The sequence below is a fragment of the Roseovarius roseus genome (assembly GCF_043355935.2).
GTDB lineage: Bacteria > Pseudomonadota > Alphaproteobacteria > Rhodobacterales > Rhodobacteraceae > Roseovarius > Roseovarius roseus.
In genome coordinates this window covers 441,981-465,030 of record NZ_JBHFPE020000002.1, presented here as the reverse complement: position 1 = coordinate 465,030, position 23,050 = coordinate 441,981, and the positions used below count along the sequence as shown (strand labels likewise).

At 64.5% G+C, this 23,050-nt stretch carries 21 protein-coding genes; 15 read left to right on the top strand and 6 right to left on the bottom strand.

The genetic code is table 11. The features are described 5' to 3' along the window. Positions 1 to 140 precede the first annotated feature (140 nt). Entirely contained in the window at positions 141 to 896 is a 756-nt protein-coding gene (locus ACEWPL_RS06200; RefSeq protein ID WP_393934173.1) for a sulfotransferase-like domain-containing protein, read from the bottom strand. 322 nt (positions 897 to 1,218) lie between these two features. On the opposite strand from ACEWPL_RS06200, the gene ACEWPL_RS06195 reads away from it, so the two are divergent. The 3 genes from ACEWPL_RS06195 to ACEWPL_RS06185 all read left to right on the top strand — a co-directional run bounded on the left by ACEWPL_RS06195 (position 1,219) and on the right by ACEWPL_RS06185 (position 5,393). Next, entirely contained in the window at positions 1,219 to 2,181 is a 963-nt protein-coding gene (locus ACEWPL_RS06195) for an ABC transporter substrate-binding protein (RefSeq protein WP_393934172.1), read from the top strand. Positions 2,182 to 2,253: 72 nt separating this feature from the next. Next, entirely contained in the window at positions 2,254 to 3,327 is a 1,074-nt protein-coding gene (locus ACEWPL_RS06190) for a quaternary amine ABC transporter ATP-binding protein (protein WP_393934171.1), read from the top strand. Further along, the gene (locus tag ACEWPL_RS06185) at positions 3,324 to 5,393 is read left to right on the top strand and encodes an ABC transporter permease (protein ID WP_393934170.1); all 2,070 of its coding nucleotides are present in this window, start codon (positions 3,324 to 3,326) and stop codon (positions 5,391 to 5,393) included. The genes ACEWPL_RS06190 and ACEWPL_RS06185 overlap by 4 nt, the downstream gene beginning before the upstream one ends. Here ACEWPL_RS06185 and ACEWPL_RS06180 read toward each other — a convergent pair. Continuing rightward, a complete protein-coding gene (locus ACEWPL_RS06180) occupies positions 5,390 to 6,337 on the bottom strand; it encodes a response regulator transcription factor (RefSeq protein WP_393934169.1) in 948 nt (315 codons plus the stop codon). The genes ACEWPL_RS06185 and ACEWPL_RS06180 overlap by 4 nt on opposite strands. A 238-nt stretch (positions 6,338 to 6,575) precedes the next feature. On the opposite strand from ACEWPL_RS06180, the gene ACEWPL_RS06175 reads away from it, so the two are divergent. Genes ACEWPL_RS06175 through ACEWPL_RS06165 form a run of 3 tightly spaced genes read left to right on the top strand, consistent with a single transcriptional unit; the run spans position 6,576 to position 9,509 of the window. Next, positions 6,576 to 7,556: an NAD(P)-dependent oxidoreductase gene (locus tag ACEWPL_RS06175; protein ID WP_393934168.1), complete on the top strand. Its 981-nt coding sequence runs from the start codon at positions 6,576 to 6,578 to the stop codon at positions 7,554 to 7,556. Positions 7,557 to 7,561: 5 nt separating this feature from the next. Beyond that, entirely contained in the window at positions 7,562 to 8,323 is a 762-nt protein-coding gene (locus ACEWPL_RS06170) for a class II aldolase and adducin N-terminal domain-containing protein (protein ID WP_393934167.1), read from the top strand. A 37-nt stretch (positions 8,324 to 8,360) separates the two neighbouring features. After that, positions 8,361 to 9,509 carry a TauD/TfdA family dioxygenase gene (locus tag ACEWPL_RS06165; protein WP_393934166.1) on the top strand — a complete coding sequence of 383 codons (1,149 nt, stop codon included), beginning with the start codon at positions 8,361 to 8,363 and terminating at the stop codon, positions 9,507 to 9,509. An 82-nt stretch (positions 9,510 to 9,591) separates the two neighbouring features. Here the strand turns inward: ACEWPL_RS06165 and ACEWPL_RS06160 are convergent, their stop codons facing one another. The 3 genes from ACEWPL_RS06160 to ACEWPL_RS06150 are packed head-to-tail and all read right to left on the bottom strand — an operon-like array spanning position 9,592 to position 13,885. Next, entirely contained in the window at positions 9,592 to 11,034 is a 1,443-nt protein-coding gene (locus tag ACEWPL_RS06160) for an aldehyde dehydrogenase family protein (RefSeq protein ID WP_393934165.1), read from the bottom strand. Positions 11,035 to 11,046: 12 nt separating this feature from the next. Beyond that, positions 11,047 to 12,255 (bottom strand): mandelate racemase/muconate lactonizing enzyme family protein, encoded by a 1,209-nt coding sequence (locus ACEWPL_RS06155; RefSeq protein WP_393934164.1) that lies wholly within the window; start codon positions 12,253 to 12,255, stop codon positions 11,047 to 11,049. A gap of 28 nt (positions 12,256 to 12,283) precedes the next feature. Beyond that, positions 12,284 to 13,885: a GMC family oxidoreductase gene (locus ACEWPL_RS06150; RefSeq protein WP_393934163.1), complete on the bottom strand. Its 1,602-nt coding sequence runs from the start codon at positions 13,883 to 13,885 to the stop codon at positions 12,284 to 12,286. 163 nt (positions 13,886 to 14,048) lie between these two features. Here ACEWPL_RS06150 and ACEWPL_RS06145 point away from each other — a divergent pair, with 163 nt between their 5' ends. From ACEWPL_RS06145 to cls, 4 genes are all read left to right on the top strand, one after another. Continuing rightward, on the top strand, positions 14,049 to 14,930 hold the full coding sequence (locus ACEWPL_RS06145) for a LysR substrate-binding domain-containing protein (RefSeq protein ID WP_393934162.1): 882 nt from the start codon (positions 14,049 to 14,051) through the stop codon (positions 14,928 to 14,930). A gap of 77 nt (positions 14,931 to 15,007) precedes the next feature. Continuing rightward, the gene (locus tag ACEWPL_RS06140; RefSeq protein ID WP_393934161.1) at positions 15,008 to 15,445 is read left to right on the top strand and encodes an META domain-containing protein; all 438 of its coding nucleotides are present in this window, start codon (positions 15,008 to 15,010) and stop codon (positions 15,443 to 15,445) included. Between the two features lie 131 nt (positions 15,446 to 15,576). Beyond that, positions 15,577 to 16,272 carry an endonuclease/exonuclease/phosphatase family protein gene (locus ACEWPL_RS06135; protein WP_393934160.1) on the top strand — a complete coding sequence of 232 codons (696 nt, stop codon included), beginning with the start codon at positions 15,577 to 15,579 and terminating at the stop codon, positions 16,270 to 16,272. Then, on the top strand, positions 16,269 to 17,699 hold the full coding sequence (cls, locus tag ACEWPL_RS06130; RefSeq protein WP_393934159.1) for a cardiolipin synthase: 1,431 nt from the start codon (positions 16,269 to 16,271) through the stop codon (positions 17,697 to 17,699). Before ACEWPL_RS06135 ends, cls begins: the two co-directional genes overlap by 4 nt. A 3-nt stretch (positions 17,700 to 17,702) precedes the next feature. Here cls and ACEWPL_RS06125 read toward each other — a convergent pair whose 3' ends face one another. Continuing rightward, a complete protein-coding gene (locus ACEWPL_RS06125) occupies positions 17,703 to 18,602 on the bottom strand; it encodes a LysR family transcriptional regulator (protein WP_393934158.1) in 900 nt (299 codons plus the stop codon). Between the two features lie 122 nt (positions 18,603 to 18,724). Here ACEWPL_RS06125 and ACEWPL_RS06120 point away from each other — a divergent pair, with 122 nt between their 5' ends. The 5 genes from ACEWPL_RS06120 to ACEWPL_RS06100 are packed head-to-tail and all read left to right on the top strand — an operon-like array spanning position 18,725 to position 22,979. Next, positions 18,725 to 19,510, top strand: coding sequence for a 5-oxoprolinase subunit PxpA (locus ACEWPL_RS06120; RefSeq protein WP_393934157.1), 786 nt, complete (start codon positions 18,725 to 18,727; stop codon positions 19,508 to 19,510). A gap of 21 nt (positions 19,511 to 19,531) precedes the next feature. Further along, entirely contained in the window at positions 19,532 to 19,765 is a 234-nt protein-coding gene (locus tag ACEWPL_RS06115) for an acetyl-CoA carboxylase (protein WP_393934156.1), read from the top strand. Between the two features lies 1 nt (position 19,766). Then, positions 19,767 to 21,146, top strand: coding sequence for an acetyl-CoA carboxylase biotin carboxylase subunit (locus tag ACEWPL_RS06110; protein ID WP_393934155.1), 1,380 nt, complete (start codon positions 19,767 to 19,769; stop codon positions 21,144 to 21,146). After that, positions 21,143 to 22,018 carry a 5-oxoprolinase subunit B family protein gene (locus tag ACEWPL_RS06105; protein WP_393934154.1) on the top strand — a complete coding sequence of 292 codons (876 nt, stop codon included), beginning with the start codon at positions 21,143 to 21,145 and terminating at the stop codon, positions 22,016 to 22,018. Before ACEWPL_RS06110 ends, ACEWPL_RS06105 begins: the two co-directional genes overlap by 4 nt. Then, positions 22,008 to 22,979, top strand: coding sequence for a 5-oxoprolinase subunit C family protein (locus ACEWPL_RS06100; protein ID WP_393934153.1), 972 nt, complete (start codon positions 22,008 to 22,010; stop codon positions 22,977 to 22,979). Before ACEWPL_RS06105 ends, ACEWPL_RS06100 begins: the two co-directional genes overlap by 11 nt. The last annotated feature ends 71 nt before the right edge of the window (positions 22,980 to 23,050 follow it).

The following is a 23,050-nucleotide window of genomic DNA, read 5'->3' as shown; positions in this document are numbered from 1 at the left end:
GGCGTCAGATCATGGCTGACCAGATTGCCCGCCTCCACCTTCAGCTTCTGCGCAGACTCGTGACTGACGTATAGTTCGGGGATCGGGGTCATGGGGGTGTTAGGCATAAATGGGTCCTTTGGGCGGTCGGTGAGAATGGCTCACACTTTCAGCGCGTGCGCCTTCAGCATTTCGTAATACGGCAGATGATGATCGAGATACTCCTGCGCGCGGGGATATTTTTGCGCCAGATCGGCGAATTTGCGTTTTTTTTCAGCGATCTCCGCATCGCTGATCGGCGCGATGCCGGTCGAGGATGACGCGGTGCCGTGCCACTCCCCGACCTGTTTCCAGTCCTCGGGCTGCTCCTCCTGCCAGCTGAAGGCATGATCGGCGGGCGGCAGGCCGATGGCGCGCCAGAGCGCGCTGACGGTGCCTTTGGTATCGCGCCGCACATCCTCGGCGCAGATGACGGGGGCGGTGATGCCCCAATCCTGCAGCGCCTGGAAATGGCGCGCCTGCGCTTCCAGACCGATCTCCTCGCAGGTCGCCTCGGGGTCGATCTTGAAATAGGACTGGATCGACGCAACGGGATCGCGGATGAGAAAACTGTTTACCAGAGCGTCCGACAGTGCGGCATCGTCCATGATGCGCGGCATCACGTAATAGCTCATGTCCTTGATGAAGACCGGCCCCTGCGCGGCGCGCTCCAGCAGCATTTCTCGCACGGCCTCGTAGGATACCGGGCGGTCCGCCTCGGCCTTGAAATGCGGCATGACCCGAACCTGCCTGTGCAGGTAATAGTCATACATGAACGGCTCATGATGGCAGTCCAGATCTCCGCGCTCGCGCATCACACGCTCCATCGCCGTCGACATCGAGCGCGGGTGGGACCAGAGGGCATAGATGGGGTGCATGGGGCCTTCCTTGGCGCGCGGCCTTGGGTCATGGATAGCGCCGCGCTGATGCCCGGCGCAGTCAGGATAGGCCCGCAAAGCGTCCTGCGTAACGGTGCCTCTGGGCACTATTACGGCGATGACAGAGCGCGCTAACATCCATGACACGCGCCCAAGAGCGGCGATAAGCACCGCTGCCTGTTACAATGCCCGCGCTTGCGCGGTAGAGTGCGCGGGGCGGCGCTGCCCCTCAGGTTAGAGCGATGCGCGCCGCAAACCATAGAGACCCAATGGGCCGGTGACAGGTCCTGCCAATCAAGACCGTGACAACAAGGAGACCGAAATGAAAACGATAAAGATACTGAGCAGCCTGCTGCTGGCCGGGGCATCCACCATCGGCATGGCCAGCGCCGCCGAAATGGGCGCGACGGACGAGCCGATCAAGCTGGCCATCAACGAATGGACCGGCCAGCATATCTCGACGCATATTGCGGGCACCATCCTGAAGGACATGGGCTATCAGGTGGAATACGTCACCGCCGGCAACTATCCGCAGTTCACCGCGCTGGGGGATGGCGATCTCTCGGCCTCGCTTGAGGTGTGGCTGAACAACGCGGGCGAGATCTATCCCAAGATGAAGGAGGCCGGCAAAACCGTCGATATCGGCGACCTCGGCCTCGAGACTCGCGAGGGCTGGATGTATCCCAAGCACATGGAAGAGACCTGCCCCGGCCTGCCCGACTGGAACGCGCTGAAGGAGTGCAAGGAGGCGCTGATCACTGCCGAGACGTTCCCGCAGGGGCGCATCCTGTCCTATCCGGCGGATTGGGGCACCCGCTCGGCCGATATCATCGAGGCGCTGGATATCGACTACAAGGCTGTGCCGGCAGGCTCCGAAGGGGCGCTGGTGGCCGAGCTGAAATCGGCGACAGCGCAAAAGACGCCGCTGGTGATGATGTTCTGGTCGCCCCACTGGGTCTTTGCCGAGGTCGAGGCCGGCTGGGTCGAGTTGCCCGCCTATGACCCGGCCTGCGAAACCGATCCGGCTTGGGGGCCTAACCCCGATGCGACCGGCGATTGCGGCGTCGAGCGGCCCGTGACGATGAAGGTCGCATGGTCCGGCTTCGAGGAGAAATGGCCGGCCGCCTATGCGTTCCTAGAGGCCTTTCAGATGAATACTGCCGATCAGGAAGTGATGATGAAGGCCATCGACCAGGACGGGAAAAAGATGGAGGACGTGGTCAGCGCTTATGTCGAGGCGCAGAAAGAGACGTGGACTCCCTGGGTCGAAGCGGCCAAAGAGTAGCGCCAATTCCTGCGGTTCGCGCCTTGGCGCGGGCCGCATCCCCAAGACCGCTTTTCCCGACCGGAGCATGCAATGCCCAAACCCCAAGGCACCGCGCCATCCACCACTGCCAAGCTCTCGGTGCGCGGCCTCTGGAAGGTCTATGGCGATGATCCCGGCGGCGTCACCTCGGACGATTTCGAGGCCATGACGTTGGAGCAGCGGCTGGCCCATGTGCGCGACGCCGATCACTTCGTCGCTGCGGGCGATGTCAGTTTCGACGTGGCCGAGGGCGAGATCTTTGTCATCATGGGCCTCTCGGGCTCGGGCAAGTCGACGGTGCTCCGCTGTATTTCGCGCCTGATCGAGCCGACGTTGGGCGAGGTCTTCCTTGACGGGACGGACCTGCTGAAAGCCGGCAAGCGCGAGTTGACCGAACTGCGTCGCCGCAAGATGGGCATGGTGTTTCAGGATTTCGGGTTGCTGCCCCATCTGGATGTGGTGCAGAACGTCGCCTTCCCGCTCAAGGCGCAGCGCCAGCCGCGCGAGGCGCGCCGCGCCCATGCACGCAAGATGATCGAACTCGTCGGCCTCAAGGGCAAGGAAAGCGCCTATCCGCACGAGCTTTCGGGTGGTCAGCAGCAGCGCGTCGGCATCGCCCGCAGCCTTGCCGCAGATCCCGAACTCTGGCTGCTGGACGAGCCGTTCTCGGCGCTCGATCCGTTGATCCGAAGCCAGATGCAGGACGAATTCCTGCGGCTGCAGAAGCAGCTGTCGAAGACCATCGTTTTCGTGACCCATGATTTTCTGGAGGCACTGAAGCTGGCCGACCGGATCTGCATCATGAAGGACGGCCAGATCGTGCAGATCGGCACGCCTGCCGAGATCGTCCTGAAACCCGCAAATGCCTATGTACGTGACTTCATCGGGGACGTGCCGCTGGCCAATGTCCTTTGCGCCGAAGACGTGATGGGCCCCAGCCATGACGATGGCAAGGATCACCCGCAGGTGCCGCGCCGCGCCAACCTGAACGAGGCGATCAAGCTTTTTGACGACGATACCGTCACGGTGGACGTGACCGGCGATGACGGGCAGGTCATCGGTGCGCTGCATCCCTTGGCGGTGATCCGCTCGCTCTATCACGACGACGCTGTCGCAGATATATGAGCCGCGCCGCCGTCCGCATCCTGCGCTCGTCCATCGCCGCCTGGCCCTGGCTGGCGCTGATCGCCGCCACGGCACTGCTGGTCCTCTTGCGGCAGGAGATCCCGATGGTGCTGGAATATCCCGCAGGTTGGACCGTGCCGCTGGAGGCCTGGACTAACGCCGCCGCCGATTGGTTCGTCGCACAGGCGCAGCCGTTCTTTCGCGCCATTTCGCACGGTTTGGGCGCGGCCTTCAATCTGGTGCAAAGCCTGCTGACCCAGATGCCGTGGCTCAGCGTCTGCGCCGTCGTCGCGCTGACGGCCTGGCAGGGCGGCGGCCCGAGGTTGGCTTTGATTGCGGCGCTGGGGCTGCTTTATATCCTCGTGTCCGGCTACTGGATCGAGGCGATGAACACGCTGTCGCTGGTCCTTGTCGCCTTGCCGCTGGCGGTGGGTCTGGGATTCGCCTTTGGCTATCTGGGCTATCGCTCGCGCCGCTCGCGCTATGCGATCATGCCGGTGCTTGACCTGATGCAGACCGTGCCGGCCTTCGCCTATCTCATCCCGATCCTGCTGCTCTTTGGCTTTGGCCCGGTCGTGGGTCTGGTGGCCAGCGTCATCTTTGCCGCGCCACCGATGGTGCGCAACACGGTGCTGGGTTTTCAGTCCATCGCGCCCGCCATCATCGAGAGCGCGCGCATGTCCGGCTGTACCGGCTGGCAGAGGTTCCTCTGGGCCGAGCTGCCCAGCGCCTGGCGCCAGATTCTGATCGGCGTGAACCAGACCACGATGGCAACGCTGTCGATGGTCATCATCGCGGCCATCATCGGTGGCTTCGAGGATATCGGCTGGGAGGTGCTCTCATCCATGCGCAAGGCCCAGTTCGGGCAAAGCCTGATGTCCGGCCTCGTCATCGTCGTCATGGCGATCCTTCTGGACCGGATCACCGCCGCCTATGCCGCGCGCGCCCTGCCGATGGCCAGCTTTGTGGGCCTACGCAGGCCGCACTTTTTCGGCGCGCTCGGGGCCGCCATCGCGCTCAGCCTTGCCGCCGCCTATGTCCTGCCCGGCCTCTGGCGCTGGCCCGAATGGGCCGTCTGGTCACCCGCACAAACGATCAACAGCGCGGTCGAGGAGTTCCTGGTGCGCTATGGCGGCGCGATGTCGGCTTTCAAAAATGCCGCGCTTTACTATGTGCTGCTGCCGGTCAAGATCGGGCTCGAGCGCGCCGTCGCGCCCTTCACCTGGGGCGTCAGCTTCGCGCCCGCCGCCAAGGCCGCCTATTGGGCACTTGCCGCGCTTCTCTGCCTTGCGGGCTTTGCCACCGGCGCTTGGCGGGGCGGGATTGCCGTGGTCGTCATGGCGGCCTTCCTCTATTTCGGGGCGACGGGGCTGCCCTGGCCGTCGGTGCTGGGCTTTGCCACGCTGCTGGCCTGGCAGCTGGGCGGTTGGCGGCTGGCGGCCTTCGTGGGCGGGGCAACCGCGTTTCTGCTGGTCAACGGCATCTGGCCGCAGGCGATGCTGTCGGTCTATCTCTGCTCGGTCGCCGTTCTGATCTGCATCGTTCTGGGCGGGCTGATCGGCGTCTGGGGCGCCACCTCTGACATGGTGTCGCGCGTGATCCGGCCGATCAACGACATGCTGCAGACCCTGCCGCAATTCGTGCTGCTGATCCCCGCGCTGATGCTGTTCCAGGTGGGCGATTTCACGGCCCTCCTGGCCATCGTGGCCTATGCCATCGTGCCGATGATCCGCTACACCGAGTTCGGGTTGCGCTCGGTCTCGACCACGTTGATCGAGGCGGGCGTCTCCAGCGGATGCTCGCCCTGGCAGCTTTTCTGGCAGGTGCGCCTGCCGCAGGCGATGCCGCAGATCCTGGTGGGGCTGAACCAGACGGTGCTTTATGCGCTGGGGATGCTGGTGATCGCGGCATTGGTCGGCACGACCGGGCTGGGGCAGCTGATCTTTCTGGCGCTGGGGCGCGCCGATGCGGGGGCCGGGTTGGTCGCGGGGCTGGGCATGGCGCTGCTTGCCATGATCGTGGACCGTATCCTGCAGGCGGTGATGCGCCGGCGGCGGGCGCGCTAACCCGCCTCGCTCGACATCGCGGCAATATACATCGCCAGCAGATCGCGCTCGGAGGCGATGTCGAGCTTGGCGTAGATCCGGCGCTTGTGATTCTTGACGTTGCCCACCGACAGGCCCAGCGCCGCCGCGATGCCCGCATTCGCCTCGCCCGTCAGCGCCGCCGCGACGATTTCGCGCTCGCGCGGGGTCAGGCCCAGCTGCGCCACCCAGCCCGCCAGCGATGCGCGCCGCACGGCCCGCTCCTGCCTCAGCGGCGTTGCGCGGTAGGTTTCGGGCGCCTGTGCCGGCTCCGCGCCCGCGACCTCGACCAGTGCCAGATCGGGGCGTTGCTGCGCGCTCCATTCATTGGTGTACCAGATCGTCGCGCCGCTACCCGAGGTCGCGCGCGCCGGATTGCCCAGCGAGGGCGAGCCATCGCGCGCCGCGCCCTCCTGCGCCAGAAGCGTGCGGATATGCAGCCGGTAGAGCGCCGCCGCCGCGTCGAACACCGTGCGCGCCGCCTCCACATCTTCGGGGGAAAAGAGCTGCTCCCGCCGATTGTAGAAAAACGCGACCGAGTCGCGCGCAACGGCGGGCATGAAGACACCGATCTCGTCGCAAACGCCGATCTGCGGCAGGAAAACCTCGGTATATCTGCGGTAGCGCTTGCGCGAGAATGCGATGTCCTGAAGCCAGACAACCCCCGGCTCCTCGGCGCTGCGCCAATGCTCGATATAGGGATCCGCGTCGACGAATTGCGACAGGTAAAGCTCGGCCATATGCGAGGGGAATGTGTAGGAGTGGATCAGGAAGCGCGGCTTTTCATGCACCGAGTAGCGCGCCATCGTGATGAAATCATAGCTGAGCGCGCAGCCGATCGCGTCGGCCAGCTGCTTTTCAAAGCGGGCTGTGCCGACCGCATCCATCGCGGCAGGCAGGGCGTCCAAAAAACCGGCATCGTGCATTGGCGGGCGTCTCGCAGATGGCTGTCAGCGCCACCATAGCCCGCGCCGCATGCAGGTGCCGCAATTTTATGCAGACCGGCGCGTGATCGGCGCCGCAAGTCCCGCACCGCAATGATAAACTTGCCTCCCTCAACATATCCGCCCCCATTGGGTAAAAACCCATTGCTTTACGTTGGTTTGCAGTTCCCCCACGTTCGGGCCAAACATGAAATCGCTTAGCGCGGAAGGGCACACTCATATGAAAATCGGATTTATCGGCCTCGGCAATGTCGGTGGCAAGCTGGCGGGCAGCCTGCTGCGCAACGGCCATGACCTCATGGTGCATGATCTGGACCCGGAATTGGTAGCAAAATTCACCGCCAAGGGGGCCAAGGCAGCGGCCAGCCCGCTGGCGATGATGGAGGAATGCGAAGGCGTCATCACCTGCCTGCCCTCGCCCGCCGCCTGCACCGCCGTGGTCGAGCAGATGCTGCCCGCCGTGGACAGCAGCAAGATCTGGATGGAGATGTCGACCACCGATGGCGGCGAGATGAAGCGCCTTGCGGAACTGGTCAAGGAGCGCGGCGGCGCCGCGATGGAATGCCCCGTCTCGGGCGGGTGTCACCGTGCGGACACCGGCAATATCTCGATCTTCGCGGGCTGCGACCGCGAGACGTTCGAGCGGATGCTGCCCGTCCTGACCACGCTGGGCCGCCGCGTGCTGCATACCGGCGAGATCGGGACCGCCTCGGTCCTGAAAGTGATGACCAACTACCTTGCCACCGCCAACCTGCTGACCTGCTGCGAGGCGCTGGTGACGATGAAGGCGCAGGGCATCGACATGAACACCACCTATGAGGCGATGAAAATCTCCTCAGGCACGTCGTTTGTGCACGAGACCGAAAGCCAGTTGATCCTCAACGGCTCGCGCGACGTCTCGTTCACCATGGACCTCGTGAAAAAGGATATTGGCCTCTTTCAGAAGCTGGCGGAGGATGCGGGCATTCCGCTGGAAATCAGCCCCCTGATGGTCGAGATCTTCAACGATGGCATCGCGCGCTATGGCGCGCGCGAGTTGTCGCCCAACATCATCCGCCGCCTTGAGGACGCCACCGGCCTCAGCATCACCGCCCCCGGTTTCCCCGACCAACTGGTCGATGACGAGCCCGAAGAGCCCGGTTATGAGGTCATCCCGACGGGCCTCACGCACCCCGCGGCGGCCAAACCAGCAGCGGAGTGAGCACAATGCAGGACCTGACCCCCACCCCCGCCGCCAATCTCAGCCACTGGGCCGAGCGCGCCGATCTGGCCGCCGCCTTTCGCTGGGCCGCGCGCCTTGGCATGCACGAGGCTGTGGCCAACCACTTCAGCCTTGCCGTCAACGATGCCGGCACGGAATTCCTGATCAACCCCAACCAAAGGCATTTCTCGCGCATCAAGGCGTCTGACCTGCTGCACCTGGATGCCAATGATCCCTCCGCGCTGGAGGCGCCCAACGCGCCCGATCCCACCGCCTGGGGCCTCCATGCGGCGATCCACCGGACCTGCCCCCATGCGCGCTGCGTGATGCATGCGCATTCGATTTGGGCAACCGTGCTGGCCTGCCTTGCGGACAGCACCCTGCCGCCGATCGACCAGAACACGGCGACCTTCTACAACCGCTATGTGATCGACGATGCCTTCGGCGGGCTGGCCTTCGAGGAAGAGGGCCTGCGCTGCGCCTCGATGCTGTCGGACCCGTCCAAGAAGGTGATGATCATGGGCAATCACGGCGTTCTGGTGATCGGCAGCGATGTCGCCGACACGTGGAACCGTCTCTACTACTTCGAGCGCGCGGCCGAGACCTATCTCCGCGCCCTGCAAACCGGCCTGCCGCTGCGGGTGCTTTCAGACGAGATCGCCGAGAAAACGGCACAGGAGCTGGACGACTATCCCGGTCAGGCCGACGCGCACCTGTCGGAGCTGCGCGCGATCCTCGATGACGAGGGCGACAGCTACGCCAGCTAAACCCCGAACCTTCCCGCCTAAAAACAGGATGACAGATATGAGCGATACAACCTTTGATCTCCGGGACAAGGGCATGACCGTCGGCTTGCCCGGTGGCGACACCTATTTCAACTATTACTGGCTGCGCGATGCCTGCGTGTCCTGTATCGACCCGCAGACGCGCGAGCGGATATTTGATGCCTCAGAACTGGCTGCGCCGCCGCGTGCCAGCTCGGCCATGATCGAGGAAGACATGCTGGTCATCGGCTGGCAGGACGAGGCGCAGGCCTCGCGCGTGCCGCTGGCGCTGCTCCAGGAGGTGGCCGCCAATGGCCGCGCCGCTGACCCCGCCGGGCTGCCGCGCACGCTGTGGTATGGCGACTACCTGCCGTCGATCACCCGCGTCGCGCAGGACGATGTGGTGGACAGCGAGGAAGGCCGCGCGCGCCTGACCCGCGCACTGATCGAGGATGGCATCGCCATCGTGACGGACATGGAAAAAAGCACCGAAAGCCTGCCGCGCCTCGTCAATGCCGTCGGTCCGATCACGCCCTCGGCCGAGGGCCTCTTCTTTGACGTGCGGGTCGAGATCGAACCGACGAACCTCGCCTTTACCGCCGGCCCGCTTGAGATGCATACCGACCTGCCGGGCGAAGAGACCGCGCCGGGCGTGCAGTTCCTCCACTGCCTCGAGAATACCGTCGAGGGCGGTCTATCGCTGTTTCTGGATGGCGCCGCCGTGGCCGAGGCGCTGCGCGCCGAAGATCCCGAGGCGTTTGCCCTTCTGGCCGGGCACGAGATCCCGTTCTTCTACCGCCACGAGAACTGGGACTACCGCGCCCATCAGCGCGTGATCGAGCTGGATGCAGACGGCAAGGTGACGGGCGTGACCATCTCGCAGCACCTGCAGGACAACATGGATCTGCCGCAGGACCTGCTGGACGATTATTATCCGGCCTTCATCAAGTTCATCCGCATGATGCAGGAGGACCGCTTTACCATGCGCTTCCGCTCGGAGGCCGGGAATTGCGTGGTCTTTGACAACCACCGCATCGTGCATGGGCGCGAGGGCTATGTCGCAGAAAGCGGCAGCCGCCACCTGCGCGGCTGCTATACTGATCGCGGCGCGGTGCGCAGCACCTACCGCGTTATGGCGCGCAAAGGCCACGGTCAGGAAGAAGAAGCGCAGCAGCGCGCCCGCGCCTGACGGCCAGCCAGCACCAACGCAATAAAAAACGGCGCGGAGATTTCCGCGCCGTTTTACTTTGTCTGGCCTGTCGCCCCCTGCCCTACGCGGCGAAGGGCGGACGCGCCTTGACCTCCAGATAGTCCTCCAGCCCCAGCATGCCGCCCTCACGGCCATTGCCGGAATGCTTGAACCCGCCAAAGGGCGATCCGTAATCGGCATCTTGCCCGTTGATATGGATGCCCCCGGCGCGCAGGCGGCGGGCAACGCGGGTTGCGCGCTCTTCGCTGCCCGTCTGGATATAGGCGGCCAGTCCGTATTCGGTGTCATTGGCCAGTGCGATCGCCTCGTCCTCGTCGTCGAAGGGCGTGATGACCAGAACGGGGCCGAACACCTCCTCGCGCCACAGCGTCATCTCGGGCGTCACATCGGCAAAGATCGTGGGCCGCACGAACCAGCCCGATTGCAGCGCTTCGGGCAGATCCTCGGGGCGGCCCGGACCGCCAGCCAGAAGGCGGCCACCCTCGTCCATGCCTTTCTGGATCAGCGCCTGAACGCGGTCATACTGGATCTTGTCAAAGAGCGGTCCGATATGATCGCCCTCCCGGTGCGGATCGCCTACCGCCTGCGCCTCGGCCGCCGCGCGCGCAATCTCCAGCGCCTTGGGATAGGCGCTGCGCTCAACCAGCATGCGGGTGGGCGCGTCGCAGGACTGCCCGGTGTTGTAGAAGCAGAGCTGCGCGCCCTCTGTCACGCGGGTCTCCAGATCGCAATCGGCAAAGATCAGGTTGGGGGATTTCCCGCCCAGCTCCAGTGTCACACGCTTGATCGTGTCGGCGGCATCCTTGGACACGGCACTGCCCGCGCGGGTCGAGCCGGTAAAGGACATCATGGCCACGTCGGGGTGGCGCGACAGGGCCGCGCCCACGGTCGGGCCATCGCCCTGAACGAGGTTGAAAACACCTGCGGGAAAGCCTGCTTCATCCACCATCTCGGCAAAAAGCTGCGCCGACAGGGGCGTATGCTCGGACGGTTTCAGAATGCAGGTCGAGCCGGTAGCGAGCGCCGGAATGACCTTGAGCGCGATCTGGTTGATCGGCCAGTTCCACGGCGTGATGAGGCCGCAGACGCCGATGGGCTCGCGGCTGAGGATATCGCCGTTCGGCAGCGTCTCCTCCTCCTTCAGCGCCTCGAGCGCGTCGATGAACGCCTCCAGATGCCCGATGCCGGATTCGGCCTGCACCTCGCGCGACATGGTGATGGGCGCGCCCATCTCGGTCGTGATCGCCTCGGCCAGATCGCCCATGCGGGCGCGCATCACCTCGGCCAAGCGGCGCAGCAACGCCAGACGCTCCTCCTTGGAGGTGTGGGAATAGACCTCGAACGCGGCCTTGGCGGCGGCGACGGCGCGGTCCACGTCCTTTTCCGTGCCCAGCGCCAGGGTGCCGATCTGAGCGTTCGTATCTGGCGTGAGAATTGGCATCGTCCTGTCCGAGGCAGGCGCGACCCAGGCCCCGTCGATGTAGAATGTGTCGAGAGATTTCATGTCTGTCTCCTGTCAGGGGGTTACGTGTGTTTGCGCCATGTCCAGATGTAGCTCGGTGCCGGTATAGGGCATCCGGGCGACTGCTTCGTCGTCGATCTCGATCCCGAGGCCGGGCGCGGTGGAGGGCCGGATATAGCCGTCCTCCCACTCGATCTGGCCGGTGACGCCCTGCATATAGGGGCCGTCGAAGGTTCCGATACTCTCCAGCACCAGGAAGTTGGGCGAGCATGCCGCGATCTGGATGTTGGCGGCGGCGACAATGGGGCCGCAATAAAGATGCGGCGCGATCTGGACCTGGCGGGTTTCGGCCATCCCGGCGATCTTCTTGGCCTCGAGAAGGCCCCCGACACGCCCAACGTTCATCTGCAATATCGAGGCGGCGCCCGCCTCGATCAATCGGGCGAACTCGTATTTCGTGCAAAGCCGCTCGCCCGCCGCGACGGGGATCGAGGTGAAGGCGGCCACCTGCGCCATGTCGGCAGGGCTTTCGGGCGGCACGGGCTCTTCGAACCAGAGCGGATCGTAGGGCTCGAGCGCGCGGGCCAGACGCTTGGCGCCCGCGACGGTGAATTGCCCATGCGTGCCAAAGAGCAGATCGGCGCGGTCGCCCACCGCCGCGCGGATCTCGCGGCAGAAGGCGGCACTGAGGCTGATATCCTCGCGTCGGGGTTGGTGGCCGTCATAGATGGTAAAGGGGCCGGCGGGGTCGAATTTCAGCGCGGTAAAACCCTGATCGACCATCTCCAGCGCCACCTCGGCGGCCATTTCGGCATTGTTGTAGACATTGGGTTGCGCGGGATCGGGATAGACATCGCCACTGGCTGGATAGACGTAGGAATAGCTGCGCAGCCGATCATGCACGCGGCCCCCCAGCAACTCGTAAACAGGCTGGTCCGCCGCCTTGCCGACAATATCCCAGCAGGCCATTTCCAGCCCGCTGAACACGCCCATGACGCTGACATCCGGCCGCTGGGTAAATCCCGCGCCATAGGCCTTGCGAAAGAGCTTCTCGATATGGCGCGGGTTCGCGCCCTCGAAATGCCGCCCGAACATGTCGCGCGCCATGGCGCAGCAAAGCTCGGGGCCGAAGGTGGCGTTGTAGATCTCGCCCACTCCGGTGATGCCGCAGGCGGTCGTCAGGCGGACAAAGATGAAATACCGCCCGCCATGCCGCGGGGGCGGGTTGGCGACGACAAAGGTTTCGAGTTTCTCAAGGCGCATGGGTTTCCGTCTTCTGGTTTGGGAAAGGTTAGCCTGCATCCTGCAAGATCATGTCGGCGGCCTGCATGGACAGCATCATGGTGGGGGCATTGATGTTGCCCGAGGTGACATTGGGAAAGGCCGAGGCATCGACCACCCGCAGTCCCGGTACGCCGTGCACCTCAAGCCGCGCGTTCACGACCGACGACCCCGCATCCTTGCCCATCCGGCAGGTGCAGGAGGGGTGATAGACGGTCGAGGCACGATTGCGAAATTCTTGCAGCAGCGCGTCCTCGTCCATCGCGGCGAATTCGGGCTTCTTGCACCCCTTTGTCACCGCGCGCAGGGCATTCGTGCGCGCGAGGCCCTGCAAGATGCGGCCGGCTCGGATGGCGGCCTGCCTGTCCTGCGATGTCGACAGGGAGTTGGGCTGGATCGCGGGCGCGTCGCGATAGTCCGCTGACCGGATGATGACCGAGCCCCGGCTGGTCGGGCGGCAAGGCTGCGCCGACAGCAGGTAGCCCGGTGCGCGGTCCAGCACGGCGCGCCCTTCGGCGGTGATCTCATAGGACGCAGGGTTGCAGAAAAGCTGCATATCGGGCTTAGGTGCTTCCGGCGACGTGCGCACGAAGCCGCCCACTTGGTTGACCGGCACCGCTAGAGGCCCCTTGCGGCGCAGCAGGTATTCAGCGCCCGCCCGCAGCTTGCCCCAGTTGCGGCCCAGCACGGAATTCAGCGTCGGCTGGGTGGCGTGGAACTGGAAGGACACCGCCAAGTGATCCTGCAGGCCCTGACCCACCTCGCCCAGATCGCGGCGCACCTCGATGCCGCGCGATTTCAACAAATCTGCCGGGCCGATCCCCGACAGCTGCAGGATCTGCGGCGAGTTGATGGCCCCCGCGCTGAGGATCACGCCCCGGCCCGCCCGCACCTGATGCGTCTGACCCTTGTGAGAATAAGTTATCCCGCAGACGCGCGCACCGTCGAACTCCAGCCGCTGCACATGGGCGCGGGTGATCATGCGCAGGTTTTTCCGGCGCAGCGCCGGGCGCAGGAACGCATCCGCCGAGGACCAGCGCAGCCCGCGCCGCACGGTGCTGCGATAATAGCCGATCCCGCCGCTATCGCTGCGGTTGATGTCATCCGTCACGCAGTATCCGGCCTCCTGCGCCGCGCGCAGGAAATGGCGCGAGAAGGGATGCATCTGGTCCGACAGATCCTGCACCCAGACCGGGCCGCCCTCCTCGGGCGTGGCAGAGTGCCGCTCCATCCGGTCATAGACGGCGCGCACCTTCTCCCAGTCCCAGCCGGTGGCGCCCGCGCGGCTCCAATCGTCGAAATCATGCGGCAGGCCGCGCAGATAGGCCATCGCATTGATCGAGCCGCAGCCGCCCACGACACGCCCGCGCGGCCAGTAGGCGGAGCGCCCGGCCAGGCCCTCATCCGCCTCGGCATGATAGCCCCAGTTGACCGCCGGGTTGGCGAAGTTCATCGCGTAACCGATGGGGATCTTGACCCACATGCGCGCATCGCTGCCGCCCGCCTCGAGCAGCAGCACCTTCAGTCGTCCGCCTTGCGTCAGACGCTCGGCCAAGACGCATCCGGCCGAACCTGCGCCGACGATGATGTAATCAAATTCAGTGTCCTGCATTGCAACTTTCCGCCCTTTCGGATCAGGGTCCACACAAATCGCAGCCGGGGCGGCAGTGCAAACAACGGCTTTGACCGCTTTGCCCCCATATTATTTTGGTCTGGGCGCGTTGCCCCCCGGCCGGATCGCGGTCATCATCGCGGTCAAACGAAGGGGACATTTCATGCGCCGACTGCCTCATGTCACCTGGCTGCGCGCGTTCGAGGCGGCGGCGCGGCACAGCTCCTTCACCTCAGCTGCGGACGAACTGAACTTCACCCCGGCCGCCGTCAGCCAACAGATTCGCCTGCTGGAGCAGCATCTGGGCGTGCAGCTGTTCAAGCGGCTGGCCAAGGGGGTCGAGCTGACCGATGTAGGCCAGGCCTATGCGCTGCCGATCCGCAAGTCGTTCCAGGCAATGCAGACGGCGACGGACGGCCTCTTTCGCGGCCAGCGCGAATCGCTGATCCGGGTGCGCTCTTCCATTTCCTTCGCGGCACTCATCCTGGCGCCGCGGCTGAACGAGTTTCGCGCGTTGCACCCGGAGATCGAGATCGAGCTGTCGACGACCGTCTGGGCCGACCGGATGAATGATGCGAGCATCGATCTCGATATCCGCTATGGCGACGGCAACTGGCCCGAGCGGAACATCCACCCGCTGACGCTGGAGCCTGCCACCATCGTCTGCCATCCCGACTACGCGCGCAGCCTTGCCGACGCGCCCCCGGCGGAGGCGCTGCCCGGCGCGGATATAGTGCAGGTCGTCGGGTCCGAGACCGACTGGGACCGCTGGTTCGAGCAGAACGGCTATGATCTGCCGCGCCCGGCCCATTGGATGAAGGCCGACTCGTCGCTGATCGCGCTACAGATCCTGTCGGCCGGGCATGGCTGCGCCATCATCAGCCGCAGCTTTGCCCGGCAGGCCCTGAACAGCGGCGCATTGGTGGCGCCCTTTGCCTTCGAGATGCCGATGCAGGAGAGATTCTCGGCGGTGGAACGCGACCATATCGGTAGCCGCGACGATATCCTCAGGATCATCGACTGGCTGAATGCCTCCCCGCTCTGACGCGGCGCAGGCACTTGACCCCGCGCGGCAAGGTGCACAGGTAGGAAAGGTTCGCTTATTCGTCAGAAAGGCCCATCATGAAACGCATCATCCTTGGCTTCGTCATCCTCGCCGCGACCGGCATCGCCGCCATTTCTGCACTGGTGGCCCAGGATCGGGGCGGGCCGGCGCTGACCGGCGGCGAGTGGGGCATCGAGTATATCGGCGAGCGCGGCGTGATCGACCGCTCGCCTGCCATGCTGTCCTTTCAGCCGGATGGCGCGCTGGCGGGCAATGCCAGCTGCAATCGCCTTGTCGGTACATATACAGCCGGGCCGGGCGACGCGATTGAACTGTCGCCCACGGCCACCACACGGATGGCCTGCGTGCCCGCCCTGATGGAGCAGGAACAGAGGCTGCTGACGCTCTTGCCTGAAATCATGCGCTACGAAATCGATGGGACCGGCGCGCTGGTCCTGACGGCGCGGGACGGTCAGACGATCCGCGCGCATCGGCTCACGGATGGCGCGCAATAAGCGTCCCCAGCCTTTTCTTTTGCCGCGCGGCGCGGCATCCTCGGCGCGCATCATACCCCGGCAGGAGGCCCACACAGAATGAGCGACCCGGCCCCCGGCGCAGGTTCCACATATAGCGCACGGCGCCGCTGATGCGCATTGCCAGCTACAATATCCGCAAGGCCGTCGGACTCGACTGGCGGCGCGACGGCGACCGCATCGCGCGCGTGCTGCACGAGATCGGGGCCGATGTCGTCATCCTGCAGGAGGCCGACAAGCGTGTCGGCAAGCGCGCGGGTGTTCTGCCGCTGGACATGCTGCGCGAGAAACTGGGCTATCGGCTGGTCGATCTGTCGGTGCGCCCGGCCAGTCATGGCTGGCACGGCAATCTGATCCTCTACCGCGACCGATCGCTGGTGCTGACCGATGCTACCCGCATCGAGCTGCCCTCCCTCGAGCCCCGCGGCGCCGTCTCGGCGCTGTTCGGCGCGCCCCGGATCGAGGTGATCGGCGTGCATCTGGCGCTGGCGCGGCGGGTGCGGGCGGGGCAACTGTCGGCGCTGGGACGGCATATGAAAAATGCCGATCATCCCGTGCTGCTGGCCGGGGATTTCAACGCATGGCGGCACGATCCGGCGATCGCAGGACTTCTGGGCGGCAGTTGTCGCATGATCCTGCCCGGCAACAGCTTTCACGCGTCACGGCCCACGGCCCCGCTGGACCGCTTTGTTCTGCGCGGCGATCTGCAGGAGGTCTCGGCACATGTTCACGCCTCTGAGCTGGCGGCACGCGCCTCGGATCACCTGCCCGTTGTCATAGACCTCGAAATGCCGAAGGACTCCGAATGAGTATCGCTCTTGCCGCCCATATTCTGGTGGTGCTGTCGTTATCGGTGCGATTGATGTTGCGCGATGACCTGTCGCCGCCCGCGCGATTGGCGTGGATCATCGTGCTGATCGTCGTTCCTTTCTTTGGCAGCGTCGTCTATTTCCTCTTTGGCGAGAACAATCTGGGCCGGCGCGCGCACGAGATGCAGCGCAGCATCCGCGAGCAGCTTCATGGCGAGACGCGCGCGCTGATGGGCGAAGTCTCGGCACTGGAAACCGAGATCAAGGCGCAGTTCCGGCCCGTTTTCAGCTATGCGGCCTCGATCAACGGCTTTCTTCCCTTGCCCGGCAATGCCGCCGAGTTGATGGAGGATGCTGCGCAGACGCGCGCCCGGATGGTGGCCGATATCGACGCTGCGACCAATCATGTGCACGCGCTCTATTACATATGGCTGGAGGATGGCACCGGCACCGAACTGGCCGAGGCGCTGATCCGCGCCGCCCGGCGCGGTGTCACCTGCCGCGCGATGGCGGATGGTCTGGGCTCTCGCGCGCTGATCCGCTCGACCCTCTGGATACGGATGCGCGAGGCAGGCGTTCACCTGGCCGTGGCGATGCCGCTGACGCGGCCCATCCGCACGATCCTGACCAGCCGCCTCGACATGCGCAACCACCGCAAGATCACGGTGATCGACGGGGCGGTCACCTATTGCGGCAGCCGCAATTCGGCCGATCCCGAATTTCTGCCCAAGGCCAAGTTTGGCCCCTGGGTCGATATCATGCTGCGCCTCACCGGGCCGGTCGTGGCACAGAACCAGCTGCTGTTCGCCAGCGATTGGATGCGCGCGACGGGCGAGCCGCCCGAGGCGCTGGCGCATGCCTGCCCGCCCGTTCCGGGCGGCTTTGCCGCGCAGGCGATGGGCCACGGCCCGACCGAGCGGCGCAGCTCCACCCCGCAACTCTTTGCGACAGCGACGGGGTGCGCGCGTGAACGGCTGGTGATCTCGACCCCTTATTTCGTGCCGGATGCCACCGTGCTCGAGGCGCTCTGCGCCGCAGCACACCGGGGTATCGCCGTGACGCTCATCATGCCGCGCAAGAATGACAGCCTGATCGTCGCCGCCGCAAGTCACAGCTTTTACCGCCGCCTGCTGGAGGCGGGTTGCATCATCCACGAATATACGGGCGGCCTTCTGCATGCCAAGACGCTGACCATCGACGGCACGGCTTGCCTCATCGGCTCGTCCAATATCGACCTGCGCAGTTTCGATCTGAATTTCGAGAACAACATCCTGCTTCAGGACGCCACGATCGCTCAGGCGGTCGAAGCGCGGCAGGCCGAGTATATCGCCGGATCGGTACAAATCACCCTCAGCGATGTCGACGCCTGGCCCTATTACCGGCGCATCTGGAACAACGCGGTCGCGACTGTCGGCCCGATCCTGTGATCGCTACCCGGCATAGGGCGAATTGAACGCCTGCCGGAAATAAGCGTGAATCAGATCCATCTGCGGGGTAAAGGCCGCGCCGCGGCGCCAAGCAAGGCCCACATCCATCGTCGGCACTTGTGCGGCGGGCATGACCGTCGCGATCCGCTTGCCCTCCAGCGACCACGGCCGGTAGACCATGTCGCTGAGGATCGTGATGCCCTGCCCGTTCGCCACCATCGAGCGGACCGCCTCGATCGACATGGTGCGCAGACGCACGCGCGGCTCGCGGGTCTGGGCGCTCCAGTATTTCATCGCAGTGTTGGCGGCCTCATCGACGGTCAGCAGAATGTAATCCTCATCCGCGATCTCGTCGAAACTGATGTTGCGCCGCTGGGCAAAGGGATGCCCGCTGGCGCACCACACCCGCCGGGCCGAACGCAGCAGTGTCTCGCTCTCCAGTCCCGGATTGGTGATGTTCGACGTCAGAAGGACGGCGACGTCAAAGCGGCCCGACAGCAGCCCCTCCTCGATGCTGTCGCGGTTCAGCTCGTGCAGCTCGATGTTCAGATTGGGGTGCAGGCGGCGCAGACGGTCGAGGTGAAAGGGCAGGAAATAGCCGATCACCGTATAGCTGGCGGCAATGCGGATCGTGCCCGAGGCATCGGTGTCGCGGTGCCGCAGGTTCTGCGCCTCGTCGATCTTGCCAAGGATCGCATAGGCCGAGGCCAAGAGTTCGCGCCCCGCATCGGTCAGGTCCATGCCGTGCCGCGTACGCAGGAACAGCGTCGCGCCAAGGGACGATTCCAGATCGCGGATCGCCGTCGTGACCGAGCTTTGCGAGATCGACAGCGCCGAGGCCGCCCGGCTGACCTGCGCCGTCTCGGCGGTGGCGACGAAGTATTTGAGCTGCCTTAAATTCATGCGATGCCTCGCAAATTCGGGTTATCGGATAATCCGATATTAGTTGCGCAATTTTTTGTAATTTACAAACACTCAATCGAGGCGCAGGCTTTGCACAACAATAGTTCCGGGGGGGATGCTGTATGCGCAAGATTGTGGATCTCAATTGTGACATGGGCGAAGGCTTTGGCCATTGGAGCTATGGCGACGCCCCTGACGAGGCGCTGATGGCCGTCATCAGCTCGGCCAATGTCGCCACCGGCTTTCACGCGGGCGATCCCAACTCGATGAACCGCGTCGCGGCGCTGGCCAAGGCGCATGGCGTGGGCCTGGGCGCGCATCCGGCCTACAAGGATCTGCAGGGCTTTGGCCGGCGCAAGATCGATGCCGCCGATGACGAGTTGGTCAATGACATCCTTTACCAGATCGGCGCGCTGCGCGAATTCGGCCGCCGCCACGAGGTGCCTTTGCAGCATGTGAAACCGCATGGCGCGCTCTACATGGAGGCCGCGCGCAATGAGGATCTGTCGCGCCACCTGGTCGAGACGCTGCAGGCGACCGCGCCCGACCTGATCCTTTTCTGCATGGGCGCCGCGCTGACGTACGAGGTGGCCAAGCGGCATTCCCACCCGGTGGTGCGCGAGTTCTATTCCGACCGCGATTACGGCGATGACGGCATGATCATCTTTACCCGCAAGGGCGCCGCCGCAGACCCCGAGGCGATTGCGGCCAAATGCCTGCGCGCCTGCAAGGAAGGTAAGGTCGAGACCGAGAGCGGCAAGGATATCGACGTCGCATTCGAGTCGATCTGCGTGCATTCCGACACGCCCGGCGCGGTCGAGATCCTCAAGGCGATCCGCAAGACCCTGACCGAAAACGATATCATCATAGCGCCCGCGCGCGATGTGCTGGCACATGACGCCAGCTGAACCCTCACAGGAGATACCCACATGGCTGACATTCAATCCCCCGTCCCCGGCACCTTCTACCACAAGCCCTCGCCCGATGACGCGCCCTTCAAATCCGAGGGCGACGCGGTCAAGAGCGGCGAAACGATCGGGCTTGTCGAAGTTATGAAATCCTTCATCGAGGTGCAGGCCGAGGAGGATGGCACCTTTGGCGGTTATTCAGCGGAAAACGAGGCGGCTGTCTCGGCGGGCGACGTTCTGGCGACGCTGAAGTAAAATGAGCATTCAGCGCCTTTTCATCGCGAACCGGGGCGAAATCGCCGTGCGCATCGTGCGCGCCGCGCAGAGCCTTGGCATCCACACGATCCAGGCCCATTCCGAAGCGGATGCCGAGATGCTGGCCGTGCGCATGGCCGACGAGGCTGTATGCATCGGCCCGGCGCAGGCCTCCAAATCCTACTTGGATGTGGACGCCGTGGTGAAGGCCGCCAAGGACGCGGGCGCGGATGCGGTGCATCCCGGTTATGGCTTTCTGGCTGAAAGCCCCCGCTTTGCCCGCGCGGTTGTTGACGCGGGCATGATCTTTGTCGGCCCCTCGGCGGACACGATCCAGAGCATGGGCGACAAGGTGTCCGCCCGGCAGGTGGCCGAGACGGCGGGCGTGCCCGTCGTGCCCGGATCGGACGGACGCGTCGATGACATGGATGCGGCCGCCGAGATTGCCGAGCGCATCGGCTATCCGGTGATGATCAAGGCCAGCGCCGGCGGTGGCGGGCGCGGTATACGCATTGCGGGCACGCCCGAGGAACTGGCCAAGCTGGCCCCGCAAGCCCGGCAGGAGGCCGAAGCCGCCTTCGGGGATGGCGGCATCTATATCGAGAAGGTCATCACCGAGCCGCGCCATATCGAGGTGCAGATCCTCGGCGACGGAAAACGCGCCGTGCACTGCTTTGAGCGCGAATGCTCGCTCCAGCGCCGCCGCCAGAAAGTGTGGGAGGAGGCGCCCGCCTTCGGCCTGCCCGAGGCGACGCGGACCGCGATGTGCGACGCCGCCGTCGATCTGGCCGAAGCGGTGGAATATTGCGGCGCGGGAACGGTCGAATACCTTTATGACGCGCGCGCTGACAAGTTCTACTTCATCGAGATGAACACGCGGATCCAGGTGGAGCATCCGGTAACCGAGATGATCACCGGCCTCGATCTGGTCGCGCTGATGATCCGCGTCTGCGGCGGCGAGGATCTGCCCGTCACCCAAGATGAGATCACCCTGAACGGCCATGCCATCGAGGTGCGCCTCAACGCCGAAGATCCGCTCAAGAAATTCATGCCCTTCCCCGGCGTGGTCGGCAGCCTTGATCTGCCCGAGTCGGACGGCATCCGTGTCGATCACTTCCTCTACGAGGGCTATCAGATCCCGCCCTTCTACGACTCGCTGATCGGCAAGCTGATCGTTCATGCAGGCGACCGCGAGGCGGCCATCGACAAGATGGCAAAGGCGCTCGACGCGGTGAAAATCGACGGGCTCAAGACCACCATCCCGCTGCACAAGGCGCTGGCAGCATCGCCTGATCTGCGCGCGGGCCGCATCCATACCCAATGGCTCGAGCCGTGGCTGGACGCGGGCAACCTCACCCAAGAGACAGGAGGAGCATCGTGAAGACACGGTATTCATACGGCGGCGACGAACATATCTTCGTCGAGATGGACGAGGAGATGTCGCTGGACGCGTTCTTCAAATCCCTCGCCATGAGCAACGCGGCGCGCGAGGCCAATATCGACGGCGTGCGCGAGATTTGCCCGGCCAACGCGTCCTTTCAGGTGCGCTATGACCCCGAGGTGATCGCGCCCGAAGACATGATGGCCAAACTCAAGGAATTCGAGGCCAAGGCCGAGAACGCCGAGAAGCGGCTAGAGACGCGCATCGTCGAGGTGCCGGTCTTCTATCAGGATCCGTGGACCCATGATTGCGTCATGCGCTTTCGCGAGCGTCATCAGGACCCTTCGGGCACCGATCTGGACTATGCCGCACGCATCAATGGCTATGACAGTGTCGAGGCGTTCATCGAGGCGCATCACTCTGCGCCGTGGTTCGTGTCGATGGTCGGCTTCGTGTCGGGCCTGCCGTTCCTCTACCAGCTGGTCGAGCGCGAAAAGCAGATCGAAGTGCCGAAATACCTCAAGCCGCGCACCGACACGCCGAAGCAGACGGTCGGCTATGGCGGCTGCTTCTCCTGCGTCTATTCGGTGCGCGGTGCGGGCGGCTACCAGATGTTCGGCATCACGCCGATGACCATCTTCGATGCCGATCAGAAGGTGAGCTATCTCAAGGACTTCATGGTCTTCTTCAAGCCCGGCGATATCGTCAAATGGAAGCCGATCGACCGCGAAGAATATGACCGCATCCTCAAGGCGGTCGAGGACGGCACATACCAGCCGCGCATCGCCAACGTGACCTTCGATCTTGAGGATTTCAACGCGGATATGGAAGGCACCAACGCCAAGCTGATGGAGGCTCTCAATGACGTTTGAAGTTGTCAAACCCGGCCTTTTGACCACCATTCAGGATCTGGGGCGTCCGGGCTATTTCCACCTCGGTATCCCCGAGGGCGGCGCGATGGACCGCGCGGCGATGCGCATCGCCAACATGCTGGTCGGCAACCCCGAGGATGCCGCCGGACTGGAAGCGGTCTTCATGGGGCCAGAGCTTACTTTCAACGACGACGCGCTGGTCGCTGTCGGCGGGGCGGAGATGCCCGTTTACGTGGATGGCGAAGAGCGCAAATGCTGGTCCTCCTTCCCGGTCAAGGCCGGGCAGACGCTGAAATTCGGGTTCCTGAAAACCGGAGCGCGCATCTATATCGCCATCGCAGGCGGCATCGACACGCCCCCGGCGCTTGGCAGCCGCTCGACCTATCCGATCGGTGCATTGGGCGGCTTTGAGGGCCGCGCACTGGCGGCGGGCGATGTTGTTCCCGTGGGCACGCCCAGCGCGAATGCCAGGGAGCGCACGTTGGACCATTCCCTGCTGGCCGAATTGCCCAAGCCAGTGGAGTTGCGCGTTCTGCCGGGCCTCTACTGGCACCGCCTGACGGAAAGCTCGCAAAAGCAGTTCTTTGCGGATGAATGGAAGGTCGCGCCCGAGGCGGACCGAATGGGCTACCGCTTTCGCGGCGGCAAGCCGATGGAATTCGCCCCGCGCGAGCAACCCTTCGGCGCAGGCTCGGACCCGTCGAATATCGTCGATGGCTGCTACAGCTACGGCTCGATCCAGATCCCCGGCGGGACGGAGCCCATCGTGCTACACCGCGACGCGGTGTCGGGCGGCGGCTATTTCACCGTCGGCGCGATCATTTCCGCCGATATGGACCTGATCGGGCAGCTTCAGCCCAACACGCCGGTCAAGTTCGTCGAGGTCGACATGGAAACCGCGCTGGAGGCGCGGCACGCACGCACCGCCCGGCTGGAGAAGATCCGCAGCGCGCTGAAATAGGCGCGCGCGGCAAGATAATCAACGAGGCGGGCATCACGCCTGCCCACACATACCCAAGGGAGTAACGATCA

Excerpts from the sequence above, each read along its gene's own strand:
- ACEWPL_RS06200 (WP_393934173.1), bottom strand. The coding sequence starts at position 896 with ATGCACCCCATCTATGCCCTCTGGTCCCACCCGCGCTCGATGTCGACG.
- ACEWPL_RS06195 (WP_393934172.1), top strand. The coding sequence starts at position 1,219 with ATGAAAACGATAAAGATACTGAGCAGCCTGCTGCTGGCCGGGGCATCC.
- ACEWPL_RS06190 (WP_393934171.1), top strand. The coding sequence starts at position 2,254 with ATGCCCAAACCCCAAGGCACCGCGCCATCCACCACTGCCAAGCTCTCG.
- ACEWPL_RS06185 (WP_393934170.1), top strand. The coding sequence starts at position 3,324 with ATGAGCCGCGCCGCCGTCCGCATCCTGCGCTCGTCCATCGCCGCCTGG.
- ACEWPL_RS06180 (WP_393934169.1), bottom strand. The coding sequence starts at position 6,337 with ATGCACGATGCCGGTTTTTTGGACGCCCTGCCTGCCGCGATGGATGCG.
- ACEWPL_RS06175 (WP_393934168.1), top strand. The coding sequence starts at position 6,576 with ATGAAAATCGGATTTATCGGCCTCGGCAATGTCGGTGGCAAGCTGGCG.
- ACEWPL_RS06170 (WP_393934167.1), top strand. The coding sequence starts at position 7,562 with ATGCAGGACCTGACCCCCACCCCCGCCGCCAATCTCAGCCACTGGGCC.
- ACEWPL_RS06165 (WP_393934166.1), top strand. The coding sequence starts at position 8,361 with ATGAGCGATACAACCTTTGATCTCCGGGACAAGGGCATGACCGTCGGC.
- ACEWPL_RS06160 (WP_393934165.1), bottom strand. The coding sequence starts at position 11,034 with ATGAAATCTCTCGACACATTCTACATCGACGGGGCCTGGGTCGCGCCT.
- ACEWPL_RS06155 (WP_393934164.1), bottom strand. The coding sequence starts at position 12,255 with ATGCGCCTTGAGAAACTCGAAACCTTTGTCGTCGCCAACCCGCCCCCG.
- ACEWPL_RS06150 (WP_393934163.1), bottom strand. The coding sequence starts at position 13,885 with ATGCAGGACACTGAATTTGATTACATCATCGTCGGCGCAGGTTCGGCC.
- ACEWPL_RS06145 (WP_393934162.1), top strand. The coding sequence starts at position 14,049 with ATGCGCCGACTGCCTCATGTCACCTGGCTGCGCGCGTTCGAGGCGGCG.
- ACEWPL_RS06140 (WP_393934161.1), top strand. The coding sequence starts at position 15,008 with ATGAAACGCATCATCCTTGGCTTCGTCATCCTCGCCGCGACCGGCATC.
- ACEWPL_RS06135 (WP_393934160.1), top strand. The coding sequence starts at position 15,577 with ATGCGCATTGCCAGCTACAATATCCGCAAGGCCGTCGGACTCGACTGG.
- cls (WP_393934159.1), top strand. The coding sequence starts at position 16,269 with ATGAGTATCGCTCTTGCCGCCCATATTCTGGTGGTGCTGTCGTTATCG.
- ACEWPL_RS06125 (WP_393934158.1), bottom strand. The coding sequence starts at position 18,602 with ATGAATTTAAGGCAGCTCAAATACTTCGTCGCCACCGCCGAGACGGCG.
- ACEWPL_RS06120 (WP_393934157.1), top strand. The coding sequence starts at position 18,725 with ATGCGCAAGATTGTGGATCTCAATTGTGACATGGGCGAAGGCTTTGGC.
- ACEWPL_RS06115 (WP_393934156.1), top strand. The coding sequence starts at position 19,532 with ATGGCTGACATTCAATCCCCCGTCCCCGGCACCTTCTACCACAAGCCC.
- ACEWPL_RS06110 (WP_393934155.1), top strand. The coding sequence starts at position 19,767 with ATGAGCATTCAGCGCCTTTTCATCGCGAACCGGGGCGAAATCGCCGTG.
- ACEWPL_RS06100 (WP_393934153.1), top strand. The coding sequence starts at position 22,008 with ATGACGTTTGAAGTTGTCAAACCCGGCCTTTTGACCACCATTCAGGAT.